Source organism: Sphingomonas sp. FG14 (assembly GCF_057809675.1).
Window position 1 is genome coordinate 36,429 of sequence record NZ_JBMDKK010000022.1, and the last position, 19,235, is coordinate 55,663.

General features: G+C 66.5%; 16 protein-coding genes. 8 read left to right on the forward strand and 8 right to left on the reverse strand.

Annotated features, from left to right (window positions below; all coding sequences use genetic code 11):
- Positions 1-2 precede the first annotated feature (2 nt).
- From ACODTA_RS27210 to ACODTA_RS27220, 3 genes are read right to left on the reverse strand one after another with little or no spacing between them, the layout of a single operon-like run.
- Positions 3-716: a M48 family metallopeptidase gene (locus ACODTA_RS27210; protein WP_489070405.1), complete on the reverse strand. Its 714-nt coding sequence runs from the start codon at positions 714-716 to the stop codon at positions 3-5.
- Positions 697-1,140 (reverse strand): YcgN family cysteine cluster protein, encoded by a 444-nt coding sequence (locus tag ACODTA_RS27215; RefSeq protein WP_489070407.1) that lies wholly within the window; start codon positions 1,138-1,140, stop codon positions 697-699. Before ACODTA_RS27215 ends, ACODTA_RS27210 begins: the two co-directional genes overlap by 20 nt.
- Complete coding sequence (locus tag ACODTA_RS27220; protein ID WP_489070409.1) at positions 1,128-1,748, reverse strand: SCO family protein; 621 nt, start codon at positions 1,746-1,748, stop codon at positions 1,128-1,130. The genes ACODTA_RS27215 and ACODTA_RS27220 overlap by 13 nt, the downstream gene beginning before the upstream one ends.
- Before the next feature lie 42 nt (positions 1,749-1,790).
- Between ACODTA_RS27220 and ACODTA_RS27225 the strand changes: the two genes are divergently transcribed.
- Positions 1,791-2,405 (forward strand): ankyrin repeat domain-containing protein, encoded by a 615-nt coding sequence (locus ACODTA_RS27225; RefSeq protein ID WP_489070411.1) that lies wholly within the window; start codon positions 1,791-1,793, stop codon positions 2,403-2,405.
- Between the two features lie 7 nt (positions 2,406-2,412).
- On the opposite strand, the gene ACODTA_RS27230 is transcribed toward ACODTA_RS27225, so the two are convergent.
- A complete protein-coding gene (locus tag ACODTA_RS27230; protein WP_489070413.1) occupies positions 2,413-3,393 on the reverse strand; it encodes an NAD(P)H-dependent glycerol-3-phosphate dehydrogenase in 981 nt (326 codons plus the stop codon).
- Between the two features lie 10 nt (positions 3,394-3,403).
- Positions 3,404-4,438, reverse strand: a complete 1,035-nt coding sequence (tsaD, locus tag ACODTA_RS27235) for a tRNA (adenosine(37)-N6)-threonylcarbamoyltransferase complex transferase subunit TsaD (protein WP_489070415.1) — start codon at positions 4,436-4,438, stop codon at positions 3,404-3,406.
- A 44-nt stretch (positions 4,439-4,482) separates the two neighbouring features.
- Here tsaD and hemC point away from each other — a divergent pair, with 44 nt between their 5' ends.
- The 6 genes from hemC (at position 4,483) to ACODTA_RS27265 (ending at position 12,852) form a co-directional block, all read left to right on the forward strand.
- Positions 4,483-5,409, forward strand: coding sequence for a hydroxymethylbilane synthase (gene hemC / locus ACODTA_RS27240; protein ID WP_489070417.1), 927 nt, complete (start codon positions 4,483-4,485; stop codon positions 5,407-5,409).
- Complete coding sequence (locus ACODTA_RS27245) at positions 5,406-6,089, forward strand: uroporphyrinogen-III synthase (protein WP_489070419.1); 684 nt, start codon at positions 5,406-5,408, stop codon at positions 6,087-6,089. Before hemC ends, ACODTA_RS27245 begins: the two co-directional genes overlap by 4 nt.
- 26 nt (positions 6,090-6,115) lie before the next feature.
- Positions 6,116-7,024, forward strand: coding sequence for a hypothetical protein (locus ACODTA_RS27250; protein ID WP_489070421.1), 909 nt, complete (start codon positions 6,116-6,118; stop codon positions 7,022-7,024).
- 69 nt (positions 7,025-7,093) lie between these two features.
- The gene (locus ACODTA_RS27255; protein WP_489070423.1) at positions 7,094-8,389 is read left to right on the forward strand and encodes a Xaa-Pro dipeptidase; all 1,296 of its coding nucleotides are present in this window, start codon (positions 7,094-7,096) and stop codon (positions 8,387-8,389) included.
- Positions 8,390-8,502: 113 nt separating this feature from the next.
- Entirely contained in the window at positions 8,503-10,626 is a 2,124-nt protein-coding gene (locus ACODTA_RS27260) for a S9 family peptidase (protein ID WP_489070425.1), read from the forward strand.
- Between the two features lie 189 nt (positions 10,627-10,815).
- Positions 10,816-12,852: a serine hydrolase domain-containing protein gene (locus ACODTA_RS27265; RefSeq protein ID WP_489070427.1), complete on the forward strand. Its 2,037-nt coding sequence runs from the start codon at positions 10,816-10,818 to the stop codon at positions 12,850-12,852.
- 36 nt (positions 12,853-12,888) lie between these two features.
- On the opposite strand, the gene ACODTA_RS27270 is transcribed toward ACODTA_RS27265, so the two are convergent.
- From ACODTA_RS27270 to ACODTA_RS27280, 3 genes are read right to left on the reverse strand one after another with little or no spacing between them, the layout of a single operon-like run.
- Complete coding sequence (locus ACODTA_RS27270) at positions 12,889-13,401, reverse strand: GlcG/HbpS family heme-binding protein (protein WP_489070429.1); 513 nt, start codon at positions 13,399-13,401, stop codon at positions 12,889-12,891.
- Complete coding sequence (locus ACODTA_RS27275) at positions 13,401-15,515, reverse strand: PQQ-dependent dehydrogenase, methanol/ethanol family (RefSeq protein ID WP_489070431.1); 2,115 nt, start codon at positions 15,513-15,515, stop codon at positions 13,401-13,403. Before ACODTA_RS27275 ends, ACODTA_RS27270 begins: the two co-directional genes overlap by 1 nt.
- 18 nt (positions 15,516-15,533) lie before the next feature.
- The gene (locus tag ACODTA_RS27280) at positions 15,534-17,855 is read right to left on the reverse strand and encodes a TonB-dependent receptor (RefSeq protein WP_489070433.1); all 2,322 of its coding nucleotides are present in this window, start codon (positions 17,853-17,855) and stop codon (positions 15,534-15,536) included.
- Positions 17,856-18,120: 265 nt separating this feature from the next.
- Between ACODTA_RS27280 and ACODTA_RS27285 the strand changes: the two genes are divergently transcribed.
- Positions 18,121-19,125: a helix-turn-helix transcriptional regulator gene (locus ACODTA_RS27285; RefSeq protein ID WP_489070435.1), complete on the forward strand. Its 1,005-nt coding sequence runs from the start codon at positions 18,121-18,123 to the stop codon at positions 19,123-19,125.
- Positions 19,126-19,235: the final 110 nt, after the last annotated feature.

The window sequence follows — 19,235 nt, forward strand, 5'->3', positions numbered from 1 at the left end:
CTCTATTCCCGCCCGACCCAGTGCAGCGCGCTGCCATGCGCGCGCAGCCATGCGCGGGCTTCGTTGGGATCGCCGCCGTAGAGTTTCGCCGCCAGCGCATGGAAGGCCGGGCTGTGATCCATATGGATACGATGCGCGACCTCGTGCGCCACGGTCGATCGGCGCACGAACACCGGCGCCATGATCAGCCGCCAGCTATAGCGGATATCGCCGTTGACGGCGCAGCTTCCCCAGCGCGCGCGCGGATCACCGACGCCGATGCGCCCGATGCTGACGCCCGCGACCGCCGCGATCTCCAGCGTCTCGCGCTCCAGCGTCTCGCGCGCGCGGCGCTTCGCCCAGGCGACGACACGTGACGTCACGGCGTCAAGCGGCCCGCCGAACACCAGCCGGCCGGGTTCGTGACGTACGGTGCGGGGGCGATCGACGGACCAGTCGACCAGCAGATCCTCGCCCTCGAACGGAAAGACTCCGCCCGGCACGATCGGGCTGGGCTGCGGCAGTTTCGCCAGCGCCTGCTCGACCCAGGACCATTGCGCGTCGGCCCAGCTCAGCGCGGGCTTCAAGCTCGCGCGCCATGGCAGCGACAGCGTGACGGCACCGTTGCGCGGATCGACGCTCAGCCGCATCCGCCGCGCCTGGCGACTGCGGCGGACGATCAGCGCCAGCTCCTGTCCGGGCGGGCCGAATACCGCTTCAGAGAGTGCGATCGACAATATGATGCTCCAGATCGCCCACCTCGGTTTCCGAAACCGTCCAGCCGCGCACCGAAATGCCAGCGGCATGGACCGATTCGGGATCGCCGCTCACCAGCGGATGCCAGTCGGCCAGCGGCTTGCCTTCGTCGATCAGGCGATAGGCGCAGGTTTCGGGCAACCAGTCGATCTCGCGCAGCAGGCGCGGCGTCAGCCGCACGCATTCGGGCACATGGATGCGGCGATGGCGATAATCGGTACAGCGTCCGCTGCGGCGATCGAGCAGCTTGCACGCGACATTGGTCGGATGAAGCTCGCCGGTCTCCTCGTCCTCCAGCTTGTGGATGCAGCATTTGCCGCATCCGTCGCACAGGCTTTCCCACTGATCGCGGCTCATCGACGCGAGCGGCGTGGTCTCCCAGAAACGGTCGACTATTTCACCCATTGCGCAAGCACGGCCTCGATCGCTTCCGGCGTTCCGTTCTGCGGCACCAGCGCAATCGGCGCACCATCCGGCCCCATCAGATACGAGACATCCGAATGATCCATCAGATAGTCCTTGGCGCCCGGTTCGCCCGCCTTGCGGTAATAGACGCCATAGCCCTTGGCGACGGCCGCGATCTGATCGGGCGTACCCGTCAGGCCGATCAGCCTGGGATGGAAATTGCCGACGAACTGCTTGAGCACGGCGGGCGTGTCACGCTCCGGATCGACCGAGATGAAGATCGGCTGGATCTTTCCGGCCGCCGCGGGATCCGCCTTTTCGAGCAGGCGATAGCCCTGCATCAGCCGCTGCGTGCTCACCGGGCAGACATCGGGGCAGAAGGTATAGCCGAAATAGATCAGCCGATATTTGCCCTTGAGATCGCTGTCCTTCACCACCTTGCCGTCCTGATCGGTTAACGCGAAGCTGGCGCCGATCGCGGCGCCGGCCAGGGGCGGCTCGACGGCCCCCGACGCCTGGCGATCGCAGCCGGTCAGCGAAAGAAAGGCTGCGACAGGCAGCAGGGTGAGGGCGAAGCGCGCGATTTCGTTCATGGCGGTGCCAGCCATGCTTTGCTAAGGCGTCAAGCGCAAGACGTCAGGGAAGGTCGAATGAGCGATTTCATCAAGCGGACGGCACACGCCGGACTGGCCGCGATGGCGGCGGCGGCGATGCTGCTGCCGGGCGTGGCCACGGCGCAGTTCCAGTCGCCCGCCTATCAGTTCCTGAAGGCGGTTCGCGACGCCGACGGCGCCAAGGCGACCGAGATGCTCAACGAACCCGGCAATACCGTGATCGACAGCCGCGACCTTTCGACGGGCCAGGCCGCGCTGCATATCGTCGTGGCGCGCCGTGACCTGAGTTGGCTGGGCTTCATGCTTGCGCGCAACCCGCGCGTCGACGTGAAGGACAAGCAGGGCAATACCCCGCTGATGATCGCTGCGCAGCTCGGCTTCGCCGAAGGTGCCGCCGCATTGATCCAGCGCCGCGCGCGCGTCGACGAAGCCAATAACCAGGGTGAGACGCCGCTGATCCGCGCGGTGCAGTTGCGCGACATCCGCATGGTCCGCCTGCTGCTCGATGCCGGCGCCAATGCCGACAAGGCCGATACGCTCGCGGGCATGTCGGCGCGCGACTATGCCAAGCGCGACGCGCGCGGCAGCGCGGTGCTTCGGGCGATCGAGGACGCGAAAAAGCCCAAGGCCGCGACGGTCGGCCCGAAATAAGCCGCGCTTAGCGTCCCTCTGGCCTGAGCGGACGCGCCAGCAGCGCCGACACGATCGTGTCGGCCGAAGCACTGCCATCGAGCAAGGCGCACACCGCATCGACCACCGGCATGTCCACGCCGATCGCGCGTGCCGCTTCCTGCAACACCGGCGCGGTGAAGGCTCCCTCCGCGATCGTACGGCGATCGGCCATCAATTCGGCAGCGCCGCGCCCTTCGCCGAGCCCCTTGCCAAGCGAGAAATTACGCGACTGGGTGGAGGAGCAGGTGAGCACCAGATCGCCCAGCCCCGAAAGGCCTGACAGCGTTTCGACGCGGGCGCCCTTGGCGAGACCGAAGCGCGTCATCTCCGCGAAGCCGCGCGCGATCAACGCCGAACGCGCGTTGAGGCCAAGGCCACGGCCCTCGACCACGCCGCAGGCGATGGCGAGGACATTCTTCACAGCGCCGCCGATCTCCGAACCGATGACGTCGGTCGATGCATAAGGCCTGAAATTGGGGCGGGCGAGCCGCGCGGCGAGCGACGCGCCCAGCGCTTCATCGGCGCAGGCGAGCGTCACCGCCGTGGGCAGCCCCTTCGCCACCTCATGCGCGAAGGTGGGGCCTGAAATCACCGCGATCGAGGCATCGGGCTGCACCTCTTCCGCCACTTCGGATACGAGCTTGCGGCTGCCCGCCTCGATCCCCTTTGCGCACAGCACCAGTGGCACCCCGGACGCGTCGATTCCGCTCAGGATCTTGCGGACATGCTGTGCCGGCGTCACCACCAGCAACGCCTCGCATCCCTCCAGCTCGGCGAGGCGCGTTGTCGCCCGGATCGCCGGCGACAGCGGCACGCCCGCGAGATAGACGGGATTTTCGCGCGCGGTGTTCATCGCTTCAACGACATCGGGTTCGAGCGCCCATAGCAGCACCGGATCCCCGCCCGCCGCCGCGACCTGCGCCAGGGCGGTTCCCCAGGCTCCACCGCCGATAACCCCGATCTTCATGCCGTACCCCTCATGCCTTCACGCCCGCGCCGCGCACCTTTTCCGCATCGGGATCAAGCGGCCAGCGTGGCCGCGCGGCGATATCGAGCGGATCGGTCAAGTTCATGGCGAATCGTTCCGCGCCCGCCCAGGCAATCATCGCGGCATTGTCGGTGCACAGCCAGAGCGGCGGCGCGGAGAAGGGCAAGCCATTGGTGGCCGCGAGCGTCTGAAGCGCCTCGCGGATGGCGCGATTGGCGGCGACGCCGCCGGCCACGACCAAAGCGGTCGCATCGGGCGCGCGGGCGATGGCGCGCCGCGTACGATCGACCAGGCAATCGACCACCGCCTGCTGAAAGCTCGCCGCGATATCCTCAGGCGCATGGATGCCGGCGTCACGTGCACGCAACACCGCGCTCTTGAGACCAGCGAAGGAGAAATGCGGTTCCGCGCTGCCGACAAGCGGCCGGGGCAGTGGCACCGCCCTGGGATCGCCTGATGCAGCGGCGCGCTCGACCGCCGGCCCGCCGGGAAAGCCCAGGCCGAGCAGCTTCGCGGTCTTGTCGAACGCCTCCCCCGCCGCATCGTCGATGGTGGTCGCGAAACGGCGATAGCGGCCGACGCCCTCGACAAGCAGAAGCTGGCAATGGCCGCCTGAGACGAGCAGCAACAGATAAGGGAAACGAAGATCAGGATCGGCGAGGCGCGGCGACAACGCATGGCCCTCCAGATGATTGACCGCCACCAACGGCTTTTCCGCCGCCATCGCCAGCGCCTTGGCGGTGACCAACCCCACCATCACCCCGCCGATCAGCCCCGGTCCGGCAGTGGCGGCGACCGCATCGATATCAGCCAGCCCAAGCCCGGCCTCGTCGAGCGCGGCGGCGATCAGCGGCTCCAGCGCCTCGACATGCGCGCGCGCGGCTATCTCCGGAACGACGCCGCCGAACGGGCGATGCGCGGCTTCCTGACCGGCCAGCCTGTGCGACAGGATGCGCCGGTCATCCGTGACCAGCGCCGCCGCCGTTTCGTCGCAGCTCGATTCGATGCCGAGAATGATCGTCATTACTCTTCCATCTAGTCGGCGTCGCGGCTAGCACAAGCGCCGCCATGCCCATCCCCGCTTCGCCCTTCAAGCTCGGCACCCGTGGATCGCCGCTCGCGCTCGTCCAGGCCAATATGGTTCGCGCCGCGCTGATGGCTGCGCATGGCTGGGACGATGGCGCGATCGAGATCGTCACAGTCAAGACCACCGGAGATCTGGTTCAGGATCGCGCGCTGTCCGAACTGGGCGGCAAGGCGCTGTGGACCAAGGAGCTCGATCGCGCGCTGGACGAACGGTCCATCGACTTCGCGGTCCATTCGATGAAGGATGTGGAGACGGTGCGGCCCGAAGCGATCGCGATCGCCGCGATGCTGCCGCGCGCCGATGTCCGCGACCGGCTGATCGGAGCGGACAGCGTCGCGGCGCTGCCCCAGGGCGCCCGCATCGGCACCAGTTCACCCCGGCGCGGCGCGCAATTGCTGCGAGCGCGGTCGGACCTGGAAATCGTGCTGTTCCGCGGCAATGTCGATACCCGGCTCGGCAAGCTCGCGCGCGGCGAAGCAGAGGCGACGCTGCTGGCGGCGGCGGGACTCGAACGGCTGAACCGGCCCGATGTCGGCACGCCCATTCCGGTCGAGACGATGCTGCCGGCGCCGTCGCAGGGCGCGGTCGGGATCGAATGCCTGGCCGAACGCGACGATATCCATGCGCTGATCGCGGCGATCGATCATGCACCGACCAGCCAGTGCGTTCGCGCCGAGCGCGCGCTGCTGGAACGGCTGGGCGCTGATTGCCGCGCGCCGGTCGCGGCGCTCGCGCAGTTCGATGGCGCCGATATCCACCTGCGCGCGGAGATCATCGCGATGGACGGCAGCCTGAACGAAGCCGGCGAGATCCGGATCGCGCCGGGCGATCATGCACCGGTGAAAGCGCTGGCCGAAACCCTGCTCGATCGCGCTGCCCCGCCGCTGCGCGCCTTGTTCGCGGGATGAGCCGGCCACTGCTGATCCTGCGGCCCGAGCCGGGCGCGAGCCGCACCGTGCGCGCCGCCGCCACGCTCCGGCTCGATGCCATGGCGGTGCCGTTGTTCGCGGTCGAGCCACTGCATTGGTTCCCGCCCGATCCGGTGCGCTTCGACGCGGTGATGTTCACCAGCGCCAATGCCGTGCGCGCGGCCGGCAATGGCCTTGCTCGCTATGGCGCCCTGCCCGTCTATGCCGTCGGCACCGCCACGGCGGAGGCCGCGCGCCAATCCGGCTTCTCGCATGTCCGGGAGGGACCGGGCGACGCCGCCGGGCTGACCGCCATGCTCGAGGGCGACGGCGTGCTGCGCGTGCTTCATTTCTGTGGCGCGCATCGGCGTGAATCGGCGGCGCCGGGGCTGATGATCGAACGCACCACCGTTTACGAATCCGCGACGATCGACCGACCGGAGGGGCTGGACGACGCGCTGGAACAGGCGCCGCTCGCACTGCTTCATTCACCGCGCGCGGCGGAGCGTTTCGCAGCGCTGGTCGATGCGCTGGGCCGGTCGCGGGCCGCCATCCCCGTTGCCGCCATCAGCCCAGCGGCGGTCGCCGCGGCAGGGCCGGGCTGGGCGCGGACCGAAGCGGCGGCGACGCCCGACGATGCGGCGTTGCTGGCGCTCGCCGCGCGCTTGTGCGAGAGATAGCCAGAGCATCGAGGGATTGGTTGGGCATGGCGAGCGAATATGAGCCGATCGAGACGGCGCCACGGGCGGCAAAGCCGCTGCGGACGCTGTTGATCGTCGCGCTCGCCGCTTTCCTGCTCGGGCTGATCGCCATGGGCGTCATCATCCGCAAATGGGGCGGAGGCATGGGCTATTTCGGCCGCGAATCCGCCGTGGCGGACGAGCGGGCGGCGCTGGGGCCGATGGCGCCGGTGCCCGCGCTCGGCCAGCAGGTCCAGCCGCTCCCCGCCAGCCCGGCGACGCTTGACGATCTGACCATGCGCGTCCGCGATCTGGAACAGCGGCTGGCGCAGATCAGCGTCAGCGCGCGTGCCGCATCGGGCAACGCATCGCGCGCCGAGGGATTGCTCGTCGCCTTCGCCGCGCGCCGCGCACTCGATCGCGGCGTCGCGCTCGGCTATATCGAGGCGCAGTTGCGCGCGCGCTTCGGCGAGGCGCAGCCGCGCGCCGTCGCCATGGTGATCGCCGCCGCACGGCAGCCCGTGACGCTCGAGGAATTGCAGATCGCACTCAACGATCTGGGCCCGCAGCTCGCCAGCGCCGGATCGACGCCGGGCTGGTGGGATGGGTTGAAGCGCGAAATGTCCGGCCTGATCGTCGTCCGCCGCACCGGCACGCCGTCGCCGCTCCCCACCGAACGCCTGCAGCGCGCCAAGCGCCGGCTGGAAGGTGGGCAGGTCGATGCCGCGTTGGCCGAGGTCGCACGTATGCCAGGCCGCGACAAGGCCGCGAACTGGATGGCGAATGCGCGCCGCTATATCGAGGCGCGGCGCGCGCTCGACATCATCGAGACCGCCGCGATCCTCGACCGGCCCGATGATGCGCTGCCGCCGACCGATGTGCCGGCGGTCGCGGCGCCAGCGCCTGAACAGAAGCCGGCGCCAAGGGCCAGTTGATCCTGCCAATCGTTCTTGTTTGACGATTGTAAAATAGTCACGCAGGATGTCTGCCGAGGGAGGGTTCCCATGGCCGACAGCATCTTCACCATCGCGACACGCGCGGGCCTGATCGCGCTTGCCCTGAGCATGGCCGTTCCGGCGCATGCCGATACCAGCTATGTCCGCGCCGGGCGGCTGATCGACACGGAAAAGGGCATTGTCCTCACCGACCGGCTGATCCGTATCGAAGACGGCCGGATCGTGTCCGTCACGCCCTATGCGCCGCCGCCCGAAGGGGCTGCCGTCACCGATTGGTCGGCCTTCACGGTGCTGCCGGGCCTGATCGACATGCACACGCATCTCGCCGACTGGGGCCAGACCAACAATATCGCCGAACCACTAATGCACAGCCCGCAGGAAATGGCGTTTGTCGGCCTGCGCAACGCGCGCGCAACGCTGAATGCGGGCTTCACCGCCGTCCATGACGTCGGCTGCTTCCGCGCGTTCAGCGATGTCGAACTGCGCAATGCGATCAACCGCGGCGATATCGACGGCCCCCGGATGAGCGTGGTCGGGGCCTATATCACCGTGCCCGGCGGCGGTGGCGAGGTGACGGGCTTCGCGCCCGACGTGACGGTGCCAGCGGACATGCGCGCCGGCGTCGTCACCGACGCCAACGACGTGCGACTGAAGGTGAACAGCCTGTTCCAGCGCGGCGTCGATTCGATCAAGCTGATCGCGACCGGCGCCGTGCTCGCCGAAGGCACCGAGCCCGGACAGCTCGAACTGAGTCCCGAAGAAATGCGCGCGGCGGTCGACGCGGCAGCGGCGCGCGGCGGCTGGGTGACCGCGCACGCGCATGGCGCGGCGGGCATCAAGGCGGCGATCAATGCCGGCGTGCGCGCGATCGAACACGCCTCGCTGATCGACGACGAGGGTATCGCGCTGGCAAAGGCCAAGGGCGTCTTCCTCGACATGGACATCTATAATGGCGATTACATAGAGGAGGTCGGCACCAAGGAGGGCTGGCCCGAAGGCTATCTGCGCAAGAATCGTGAGACCACCGACGCCCAGCGCGAAGGATTCCGCAAGGCGGTGCGCGCGGGCGCGAAGATTACCTTCGGCACCGATGCCGGCGTCTATCCGCACGGCCAGAACGCCCGCCAGTTCAGATATATGGTCCGCTACGGCATGACGCCGATGCAGGCGATCCAGTCCGCGACGATCGTCGCCGCCGATGCGCTGCGCTGGACGAAGGATGTCGGCACGATCGCACCGGGCCGTTATGCCGACATGGTCGCGGTCAGGGCCGATCCGATCGCCGACATCGCCGTGCTCGAAAAGCTCGATCATGTGATGAAGGGCGGAAAGCTCATTCGCTGACGGCCACCGCAAGGCCGCTTGACATGCACCTAAGCAGAAAACACTGTCCTGATCGGGATTGAGACGCCGATCGCCGAACGCTGCGTCGGGCCGTTTCCGAAATAGGGGGCGATATGCGACGTACGATGATCGGGCTGGCGATGCTGATGTCGGCTTTTGCTGTGGAAGCATCGTCGCAGCCGCCCGCGAACATCCCGCCAGGGCTCGAATCCTTCATCGGCTACAGCTTCCCCAGCGATCTCACCGCAGCAGGCGATGCCGATCGCATCGCCTGGATCGAGACCGCGAAGGGTGTGCGCAATATCTGGCTGGCATCCGGCCCCGATTTCAAGGCGCGCAAGGTGACCAGCGCCACCGAGGATGACGGCCAGCAACTGACCGGCCTGGTCCTTTCCGGCGACGGCACGCGTCTGGCGTGGACGCGCGGCGGCGAGCATCACGGCAATTACCGCGCGGCCGGCAACCTGCAGCCCAACCCGGCCTCATCGACCGAACAGCAGCATATGTGGGTCTGGTCCGCCGCCACCGCCGGCGGCGCGCCCGTCAAGATCGCGGAGGGTGATGCGCCCGCGCTCTCGGCGGCCGGCAAGCTCGCCTATATCAAGGACGACCAGGCCTGGAGCGCGGATCCGACGGGCAAGGGCAAGCCGGAGAAATTGTTCTTCGATCGCGGCCGTGTGACCGACCTGACATGGTCGCCCGACGGCACGCGCCTGGCCTTCGTCTCGCGCCGCGACGGCGATCACAGTTTCATCGGCATTTATGAGGGGCCGGACAAGCCGATCCGCTGGATGGCTCCATCCACCGCATGGGACGAGAACCCGGTCTGGTCGCCCGACGGCAAGCGCATCGCCTTCAGCCGGCGCACGAACAATGGCGGCGCGCCGCGTCCATTCCTCAAGGAATCACCGCAGCCCTGGTCGCTCTGGGTCGCCGATACCACGACCGGGGAGGGCCAGGTGGCCTGGCGCAGCGCCAAGACGCTGGAGGGATCCTATCCCGGCCGCGTCCCCGACGGGCTGTTCCTGAATTGGGCGGCGGGCGATCGCCTGACCTTCCGCGCCGAACTCCATGGCTGGGCCCATCTCTATTCGGTGCCCGCGTCGGGCGGCGAAGCGACGCATCTGACCCCGGGCAGTTTCATGGTCGAGCATGTCGCGCTGAGCCGCGACGGCAAGTCGCTGCTCTACAGCGCCAATACCGGCGCATCGGCGGACGATGACGAGCGCCGCCATGTCTATCGCGTACCCGTCGACCGCGCCGCGCCTGTCGCGATCACCGCCGGCACGGGCCTGGAATGGACGCCGGTATCGGCGGGGGCCAATGGCATCGCGATGATCGCGGCGACCACGGCGACACCGCCGCGCGTCCACCTTGCGGGCGCGGGCAATGGCGGCCTCGGCCGCGCGCTCGACGCCGGCAATCCCGATTTCCCGTCGGCGCAGCTCGTCGTGCCGCGCCACGTCACCTTCAAGGCGGCGGACGGGACGGTGATCCACGGTCAGTTGTTCGCCGGACGCGGCGGCGCAACGAAGAAGCCCGCGATGATCTATATCCATGGCGGTCCTTCGCGGCAGATGCTGCTCGGTTGGAATTATTCGGGCTATTATTCGCATTCCTACGCGATGAACCAGTATCTGGCCTCGCGCGGGTTTGTCGTGCTCGCGGTCAATTACCGGCTCGGCATCGGCTATGGACGCGCGTTCCAGAACGCCGCGCGCGGCGGCCTCGCCGGCTCGTCCGAATATCAGGATATCGTCGCGGCCGGGCGTTTCCTCCAGGCGCAGCCCGAAGTCGATGGCGATCGGCTGGGGCTGTGGGGCGGATCCTATGGCGGCCTGCTGACTGCCCTGGGCCTCGCGCGCAACAGCGACATGTTCAAGGCCGGCGTGGACCTGCACGGCGTGCATGATTGGTCTCGCCGCTCGACGCGCTTCGCCGAGCCCCAGGGCTATGAAAAGGGTGAATGGCCGGACATGGCGAAGATCGCGTTCGAAAGCTCGCCGGTCGCCGCCATGAAGACATGGCGTTCGCCCGTGCTGCTGATCCATGGCGACGACGACCGCAACGTGCCGTTCGACCAGACGATCGACCTTGCCCGCCGGCTCGACGCCGAAGATATTCCCTATGAGGAACTGGTGCTGCCCAACGAGCTTCATGACTTCCAGCGCTATGATAGCTGGCGCAAGTCGGACAGCGCGACGGTGCGTTTCCTGGAAGCGAAGCTGAAGCCCTGAGGGGGAGCTCCACAGGTCGTCAAATCGCGGATTGACTTATTTTCCGATCAGGACAATCCTGATCCCATTGGGGTTGTTCTGGCGCAAAGAGCGGAAAACCGCGCGCCGATGCCAGTTCCCGGCGACCGATGATGCGGGAAATCGCGCCGAATCGGGGCCGGATGCCCCGTCCTTGCGAGGGGGATGCACGTGAAATTCAGATCATCGATGCTTGTCGCGCTGGCCGGCCTGGCCGCGCTCGGCGGAAGCCAGGCGCTGCTCAGCCAGACCGGTCCGATCCCGGCCACCACGCCGGCCAGCGCCGCGCCAGCCACGCAGACAGCCGCCGTCGACGCGCTGCGGCCAACGCCCAAGCTGGCGCCGGGCCAGCCGATTCCGGTGGCCGAACTCGAGGCGCTGGTCGACGGCGTCGTCCGCCAGGGCATGAACGATCTGCATATCGCCGGCGTCACCGTTTCGATCGTCCAGAACGACAAGCCCGTATTGCTCAAGGGCTATGGCATCTCCGGCATCAATCCCATGCGCACCGTCGATCCGCGTAAGACCCTGTTCCGCATCGGTTCGGTCTCCAAGACGATGACCTGGATCCTGATCATGCGGGAGGTGGAGAAAGGCACGATCAAGCTGACCGATCCGGTCAACAAGTATCTGCCGCCCAAATCGCAGATCCCCGATCAGGGCTTCAAGAATCCGATCCGCATCGTCGACCTGATGGCGCACGCACCGGGCATGGAGGATAGCGCACTTGGCCATCTCATCCTCGACAAGGCGGAGCGACTGACCCCGCCGGCCGACTATATCCGCCTGCACCGGCCCAACCGCGTTCGCGAGGCGGGCACGCTTTCCACCTATTCCAACTATGGCGTGGCGGTGGCCGGCCAGATCCTCGCGCGGCTCAACAAGGTGGATTTCGAGACGCTCGCCGATCGCGACGTGTTCGCCCCCGCAGGCATGTCCCGTAGCACCTTCCGTGAGCCGATGAAGCCGCGCGCCGGCTTTGCCGCTCCGATGCCGGCGGCGCTCGCCGGCGATGTGTCGGACGGCTTCCGCTGGGGCGGCAATCGCTTCAAGTCGATGGGACCGGACTTTATCGGCAGCGTCGCCTCCGCCGGATCGATCGCGACCACCGCCGAGGATATGGCCCGCTACATGCGGCTGCTGCTGCGCGATGGTTCGATCGACGGCACCACCGTCTACGGCCCCGTCGCGGCCAAGGCGTTCCGGACACCGATCATGAAGGTGCCCGCGGGCGTCAACGGTTGGGCGCACGGCTTCGGCATTTCCACCCAGCCCGGCGGCTTCACCGGCTATGGCCATGGCGGCGGCACCAGCGCCTTCCTCACCCAGATGATGGTGATCCCTGAGCTCGACCTTGGCGTGTTCATCAGCACTAACACGGTTGGCGGCAGCGCATTGTCGAGCAAGCTGCCAGGCGCGATCATCGAGCGCTTCTATGCGCAGACGCCACCAATCCAGCGTGCCGGCAATCCCGCCTTCCTGAAATCCGCCGGCAATTACGAAGGCACCTATGTCGCGACGCGCCGGTCCTATTCGGGGCTGGAGAAGTTCCTGGGCGTGCTGGGCGGTACCGCGAAGGTATCGAGTTCACCCGACGGCTATCTGGTGACGTCGGGCGCGCTCGGCAGCCAGAGCTGGGCGCCCGGAGATTCGCCGACCCAGTTCCGCGCGATGGACGGCGAAGGCTATCTGAACTTCGTGCTCGACGAAAACGGCAAGGCGATCCGCATCTACACACCGTCGGGCGCCAACGCATTCGAGCGCGCATCCGGCCTGTTCGATCTCGGCCTGCTCGGCTGGGTTGCCGGGCTGGCGGCGCTCACCGCCTTCGGCCTGTGGGCGGCATTCCTGGCGCGGCGCGGCACGACCTATCAGGGATCGACGCTGCGCCTGTCGCATTATGGATTGCTGGGCGCAGGTGCCTTGTGGCTGGTGGGCGTAATCGCGATCGCGATGTGGCTGCCATCGGTCATGGCCAATGGTCCGTCGCTCCACTACTGGCCGCCGACGCCGCTTGTCGTGGCATCGACCGCGGCCCTTGTCGCCACCATGGCCACGATCGCTTCCGTGCTGCTGCTGGGCCTCGGCTTGCGCAATGGCCCCAGGCCGGGCAGCTTCACGCTGGTGCGCCATGTCGCGGTCGTGCTGCTGTTCCTGGCGCTCTCCGTGATGGTCGGTATCCGGGGCGGCCTGCTGCCCTGGGCGTAATCGACGAAACATGGGCCGGCGGCGGCAACCGCCGGCCTATTTCATCACGGCATCGCGCGCGGCGGTCGCCATCATGTCGTCCTCGTCCGACGCCGCCCCGCTGACGCCGATCGCGGCGACCACCTTGCCGTTCCGCGTCACCGGCACGCCACCGGCGATCGCGATCACGCCCGGCGCGGACAGGACAGAGGCCTTGCCGCCATCCACCTGCTGTTCGAGCAGCTTTGTCGGCACGCCGATAGCGGCGGCGGTCATCGCCTTGCCTTCGGCGAGTTGCAGGCTCACGAACGAGGCATCGTCCATGCGCTGCGACAGGATGATGCGGCCTTCGCGATTGACGACCACCACCGAGACGCTGCGCCCCTTTTCGACCGCCAGATCGACCAGCGTGCCGGCGATCCGCCGCGCCTCGTCGAGCCGGAACGCGGCATCTGCCCGCGTCCCGGTTTCGGCGCCGGCGCTGCCCACGCCGAGGGACAACAATGCCAGGGCGGCAAACCGCCGTCCGCGCGGATCGGCAAGTATCATCATGGTCTCCCGAATCGTCATCAGTGCATCTTCTTGGGCGCCGCCGGCGCCTGCTTCGGGATCGGCCGCGCGACAAAGGCGTGGATATCCCTGGCGTCCTGTTCGCTGAGCACGTCGGCGAACGAAGCCATGCCGGCTTCGGCGAACATGCCTTCGCGCACGATCTGCTGGAAAGCGGCATGAACCTCCGCCGGCATCTTCCAGAGATTGGGATAGCCGCCAAGCGTGTCCGGCCCGCCATGGCAGCGCCCGCAATTGGCCTCGTACAGCTTCGCGCCGCGCGTCGCCTGTGCATCTGTGCCGCGATACTGGGCGGGCGCGGGCACGAACGGCATCGCGGTGCGCAGCGGCGGTAGCCTAGGCTGCGATCCGCCCAGCTTGAACACGATCAGCCGTTCGGCATTCTCGCGCTTCAGGGCGACGGCGCCCGGTGTGTAGGCGACGTTGAGCGCGCCGCCGAAGCCCGCAGCCACCGCGACATATTGTTCGCCGTCGATCTCATAGGCCATCGGCGCAGCCATGATGCCGGTGCCGATATCGATACGGTGCAACACCTTGCCAGTCTTCGCGTCGTAAATCGTGAGATAGCCGTCGGCCGAACCCTGCATCACCAGCCCGCCGCTCGTCGTCATCGCGCCGCCGCTCCAGAAGGGCATCACCTTCGAACTCCAGACCAGCTTCTGCGTCACCGGATCCCAGGCCTTGAGTACCTGTTCGAATTTCGGCTTGGGCTGCCCGGCGAACGTCGCCGGTCGATCGCCCTCGCCGAATCCGGAAAAGGCGGGGAAGGCGGCGATCGATCCCTGCATCGGGCTATAGGGACGATAGGGCTCGTCATTCATCTGGAAGGTCATCGGCGCTTCGAGAACGGGGATGTAAACCAGCCCCGTCTGCTCATTATACGCCATGGGCGGCCAGTTATGCCCGCCCGCCTCGCTCGGCCAGACCAGCTTGGTCTCCTTGCTATAGTCCGATTGCGCGGTGATCACCGGACGCCCGGTCTTCAGGTCGACGCGGTCCGCCCAGGTGACGGTGGTGAACTTCTCCGCCGACAGCAATTCGCCGGTCACGCGATCGAGCACGTAGAAGAAACCGTTCTTCGGCGCCTGCATGATCACCTTGCGGACGCGGTCGCCGATCCTGATGTCCGCCAGGATCATGTTCTGCGTGGCAGTATAATCCCAGCTATCCTGCGGCGTGGTCTGGTAATGCCATTTCTTGCGGCCGGTATCGGCGTCGAGCGCGACGATCGACGACAGATACAGATTGTCGCCACCCGCCGGGCTGCGCGACCACAGGGGATGCGGCATGCCGTTGCCGGTGCCGATATAGACGATGTTGGTATCAGGGTCGTAGACGATCGAATCCCAGGCGGTGCCGCCGCCGCCCAGGTCCCAGCGCGACTTGGGATCCCAGGTCTTGCGCGCCTCGGTCACTTCGGGATGTTCGTCAGGCCCCTTGGCGGGATCGCCCGGCACGATGAAGAAGCGCCAGGCCAACTTGCCGGTCTTCCTGTCGAAGCCGCTGGCATAGCCGCGCACGCCCATCTCACCGCCGCCGTTTCCGATGACGACGGTATTGCCCGCGACGCGGGGGGCTCCGGTGATCGCATAGCTGCGGCTGCGGTCGGTGATCGTATCGACCTTCCACAGCTCCTTGCCGGTCTTCGCATCGACCGCCGCCAGATAACCGTCGAGCGTCGCGACATAGACCACACCCTCGGCCACCGCGACGCCGCGATTGACGACATCGCAACAGGTGCGCCGCGCGAACTGGCCATCGACCTCGGGATCATATTGCCAGAGCAGCTTGCCCGTCTTCGCATCGAGCGCATAGACCACGCTCCACGGGCCGCTGGTGTACATCACGCCATCGACCACCACCGGCGTCGCCTCGACACCGCGATGCGTGCGGCCACGCACCACGAAATCGCTGAACTCCCAGGCGACGCCCAATTTGAGCGCGTTCGACGCGTCGATCCGCGACGTCGGATAATAATAGGCGGTTTCACGCGCCCAGGCGGCATTTCCACCCTCGGCCGTTCGCGTCCAGCACCCGCTCAGCAAGAGCAAAGCGGCCATTGCCGGCAATATGCCGCGCGCCCGGCGCGCCATGACGAGACAATGCGAGATCATGTCGTTTCCCCTCTGCCCCTAGAAGCGCTGCCGCAATTCGACACCTACGGTGCGCGGCCGGAGCGTCGTCGACCGATCGCCGCCGATGCTGAAATCGGTATCGAGCAGCGGGCGGGCATCGAGCAGATTATTGGCATAAAGCCGTATCTCGGTCGCGTCGCGCGAGATCGATGCGAAGGCATTCACGACGCTATAGCCTTGGCGAATCTCCGCGCCATTGGGCACGGTGCCGGTGACGCCATCGGCATAGCGCACCGATTGCAGCCGTTCGAACTGCCGCCGGGCCTTGCTCTGATATTGATATTCGCCGCGCATCTGAAAACGCCAGTCGCCACCCAGGTCCGTGCCGTAGCTGGCATAGGCGCTGGCCATCCATTTCGGCACCGCCTGCACCTCGTCACCGTCACGCGCGGGCGTGCCGAGCGCGGCGGTGGTGATCTTCGCATCGGTATAGGTGCCGGTGCCACCGATCTGGAAAGCGGGGGTGATATTGATCCGGCCCTCCGCCTCCAGCCCCTTGATCTCCGCGCTACCGGCATTGCCGGTGAAGGCGAAGCCGCAACTGCTGAGATCGATCTGCTGCTGAATCTTTTTCCAGCTTGTGTAGAAGAGCGAGCCGTTGAACATGACGCGGTTGCCGCCGAACATGTTCTTGGTGCCGATCTCGTAGCTCCACAGATTGTCGGACGAGAAGGAATCGGGCGCGGCCGTCAGGCCCAGCCGCGTCAGATCGGCCGCGCACAGCACCGGATTGACCTGGAACCGGTTCGGACCGCCGGGCCGGAAACCCTTCGCGGCGGACGCGTAGAGCAGATTGTCGGGCGTCAGCTTGTAGGAAAGGCCGAATTTCGGGTTCACACCCTTTTCGGTGCTGCGCCGCCCGTCGACCTGCGTAAGCCCACCATTGAACGGGCCGTCGCCGAGAATGTCGACCACCTGCTCGATCTTGAACATCCGGACACCGGCGGTGACGTCGAGATTATCGAGGATGGCATAAGTCGCTTCGCCGAATGCGGCATATTGCCGGGTCTTGGTGAAGGTATCGCCGAAATAGCCGATCTCGGTGCCGATGATCGGCGTGGCCCCCGGCGTCGTGACCGTCTGGACCAGACGATCGTCCTGATTCGAATAATAAAGGCCGGCGATCCATTTCAGCCGCGCGCCTGGGCCGCCATTGGACGCGAGCCGCAATTCCTGGCTGAACGTCGTCGTCTCGCTGTCGGAAACATTGCGGCTGGTCAGCGGGAACAGCGGCGCGACCAGGCCACCGATGAAATAGCTGTAATCGCGGACCCAGTTCAGATCGCGATCGAAATAGGCGGTCAGCGAGGTCAGCCGGACACCGCCGAGATCCTTGTCGATGTTCAGGCTGTAGATGCCCGCCTTGTCGTCGGTCGGCTGCGCGATCCGGAAGGACGAGGTGAGTGCGCGCGCGCCGAGGAAGAACTGGCCCGGATTCCGTAGCTTATAATCCTGGAAAAAGACCGCTGGACGGATCGACCAGCTCGGATCGGGCTGCCATTCCAGCGACAGACGCGCCGCATAGGTGTCCGAGGCATTCTGATTGGACCTGTCGCGCGTACTGAGCGTCGGCTGGAAGGCCGGCGTGTAGACCGGAGACGGCGAACTGGAGATGTTCGCGTTCCGGATCGACCCGGGCCCGTTGTCGATATAGCCGCCATCGTGACGATAGAAAACGCCGGCGCGCAGCGCCAGGCGATCCTCGACCAGCGGCGCGTTGATCACCAGTTCGCCATTATAGGACGGGCCGCCATGCGCCGTTATGGCCGCGCCCGCAGCTACGCTCGCGCCGAAGTCGCGGAGATTGGGCTTCGCGCTGACATATTTGATCGCGCCGCCCATCGAGCTGCCGCCGTACAGTGTGCCCTGCGGGCCCTTCAGCACCTCCAGCCGCTCCATGTCGAAGAACACCGGATCGAAGGCGCCGCTGAAGCTGGTCGCGACCGTGACCAGCGAGATATCGTCGAGATAGACGCCGACGGTCGGCGACGACGCCACCGTGCTCACGCCGCGGATATTGTAATTGCCCAGGCCGCGCTCGGTGCCGGAGAAGGAGAAACCGGGGATGCTGCGCAGCACATCCTTGACGTCGACGGCACCACGATCGCGAAGCTGGTCACCCGACAGTGCATTCACCGAGATCGGCACGTCCTGAAGCCGCTCATTGGTCTTGCGCGCGGTGACGACGATCTCGCCATCGGCGGCGGCATCCGGTTCGTCTTGCGCGAGGGCCGCCGACGCGGACAGCGCGATCGACGATACGCTCAACGCCAGCAGCGCGTGACGCAGAATGGAATGGTTGAAAACGGTGCGATTCATATGGCCCCCCTTTGGACTCGCCCGCCAGCCTGTTGGCTTTTGGTGGCGCGGGCGGCGGATAATCTGCGGGGGAAAGGCTGGTGGTGCTTATCCGTTGCCCCGAACTTCCTTTGCGAAATCGGATAGTTCGCCATTCGAGGGACGAGTGCGACGCAGGATAGGGACGGCCACGCTATTGCTGCACCCCGAAACTTCGGTTTAGGCTGTCGCCCTGACCGGGAAACGAACAGGATTTCTCCTATTCCATCATAACGGAAGCCGCCGCTTGGACATCAGCCAGACCATCACCTTCGAGGAGCCGGACCCGACGCTGAGCGCGATGGTCGAACCGAGCCGTATCTCGACAGGCGCCGCCGGACAGATCGGCCTGCAAGGCCGGACCACGCTGATCAGGGCGGATACGTCCAGCGAAAACGGCTGGTCGCGTGGCGCGACGATCCGCCCCGGTTTCTCGATCGTGCTGACCGATGTCAGCCACCTGGCCCATGAACGTTACGACTTCCTCAGCCACGACCATCTGAAGCTCCATTGCAAGCTCGACGGCAGCAGCCTGATCCATGACGATGCCGAACATTCGTCGGTGGTGGAATCGGGACGGCTGTCCTTCCTCGTCCAGCCGATGCACACGGTGAAGCATGAGGTGGTGAAGCCCGATACGCGCACGCGCGCGGTCACCATGGTGTGCAGTCGGGATTTCCTGCGCGGGCTTATTCCGGACGGAGAGGATCTGCCGGGCATTCTGCTCGACTATCTGCGCGGCCCCGTCACCCAGTTCTGCCACCGCGATGCACCGCTGCCGCTGCCGATGCGCGCCATCGTGGAAGACATGTTGCAGCTCCAGTCCGATCGGCTGGCGGACCTGATGCTGGAGGCCAAGGCCCTCGAACTGCTCTATTTGTCGTTGCGCCAATTGTCAGGGGACGGTGCCGCCGGCCCGGTCAGGGCCAAAAGCCGGCAGAAGGTTTTGGAGTTGTGCGAAATCCTCCAGAGCGGCGAGGGCGCCGCATTGAGCATCGCGCAGCTTTGCCGGCAACTCGCCTGGAACGAGACGCAGATGATGGAGAGCTTCAAGCAGGTCACGGGCATGACCATCTCGAACTATCGCCAGCGCGCGCGGATGGACGAGGCGCTGCGGCAGTTGCGCATGACCGACCGCTCAGTGACCGAAATCGCGTTCGATGCGGGATATGAGCATTCGAGCAATTTCGCGACCGCGTTCAAGCGCACCTTCGGATTCTCGCCGAAAATGGCGCGCGCGCAGCTCAATTGAGCATGACAGCGCGGCTGGGCGTTCCCATGGCGATCTGTATCTGCGTCTTGGAGAACGCTGGAGCGGGCGAAGGGACCGCACCATCCCCAGCTACGGGACCATCCTGCGAC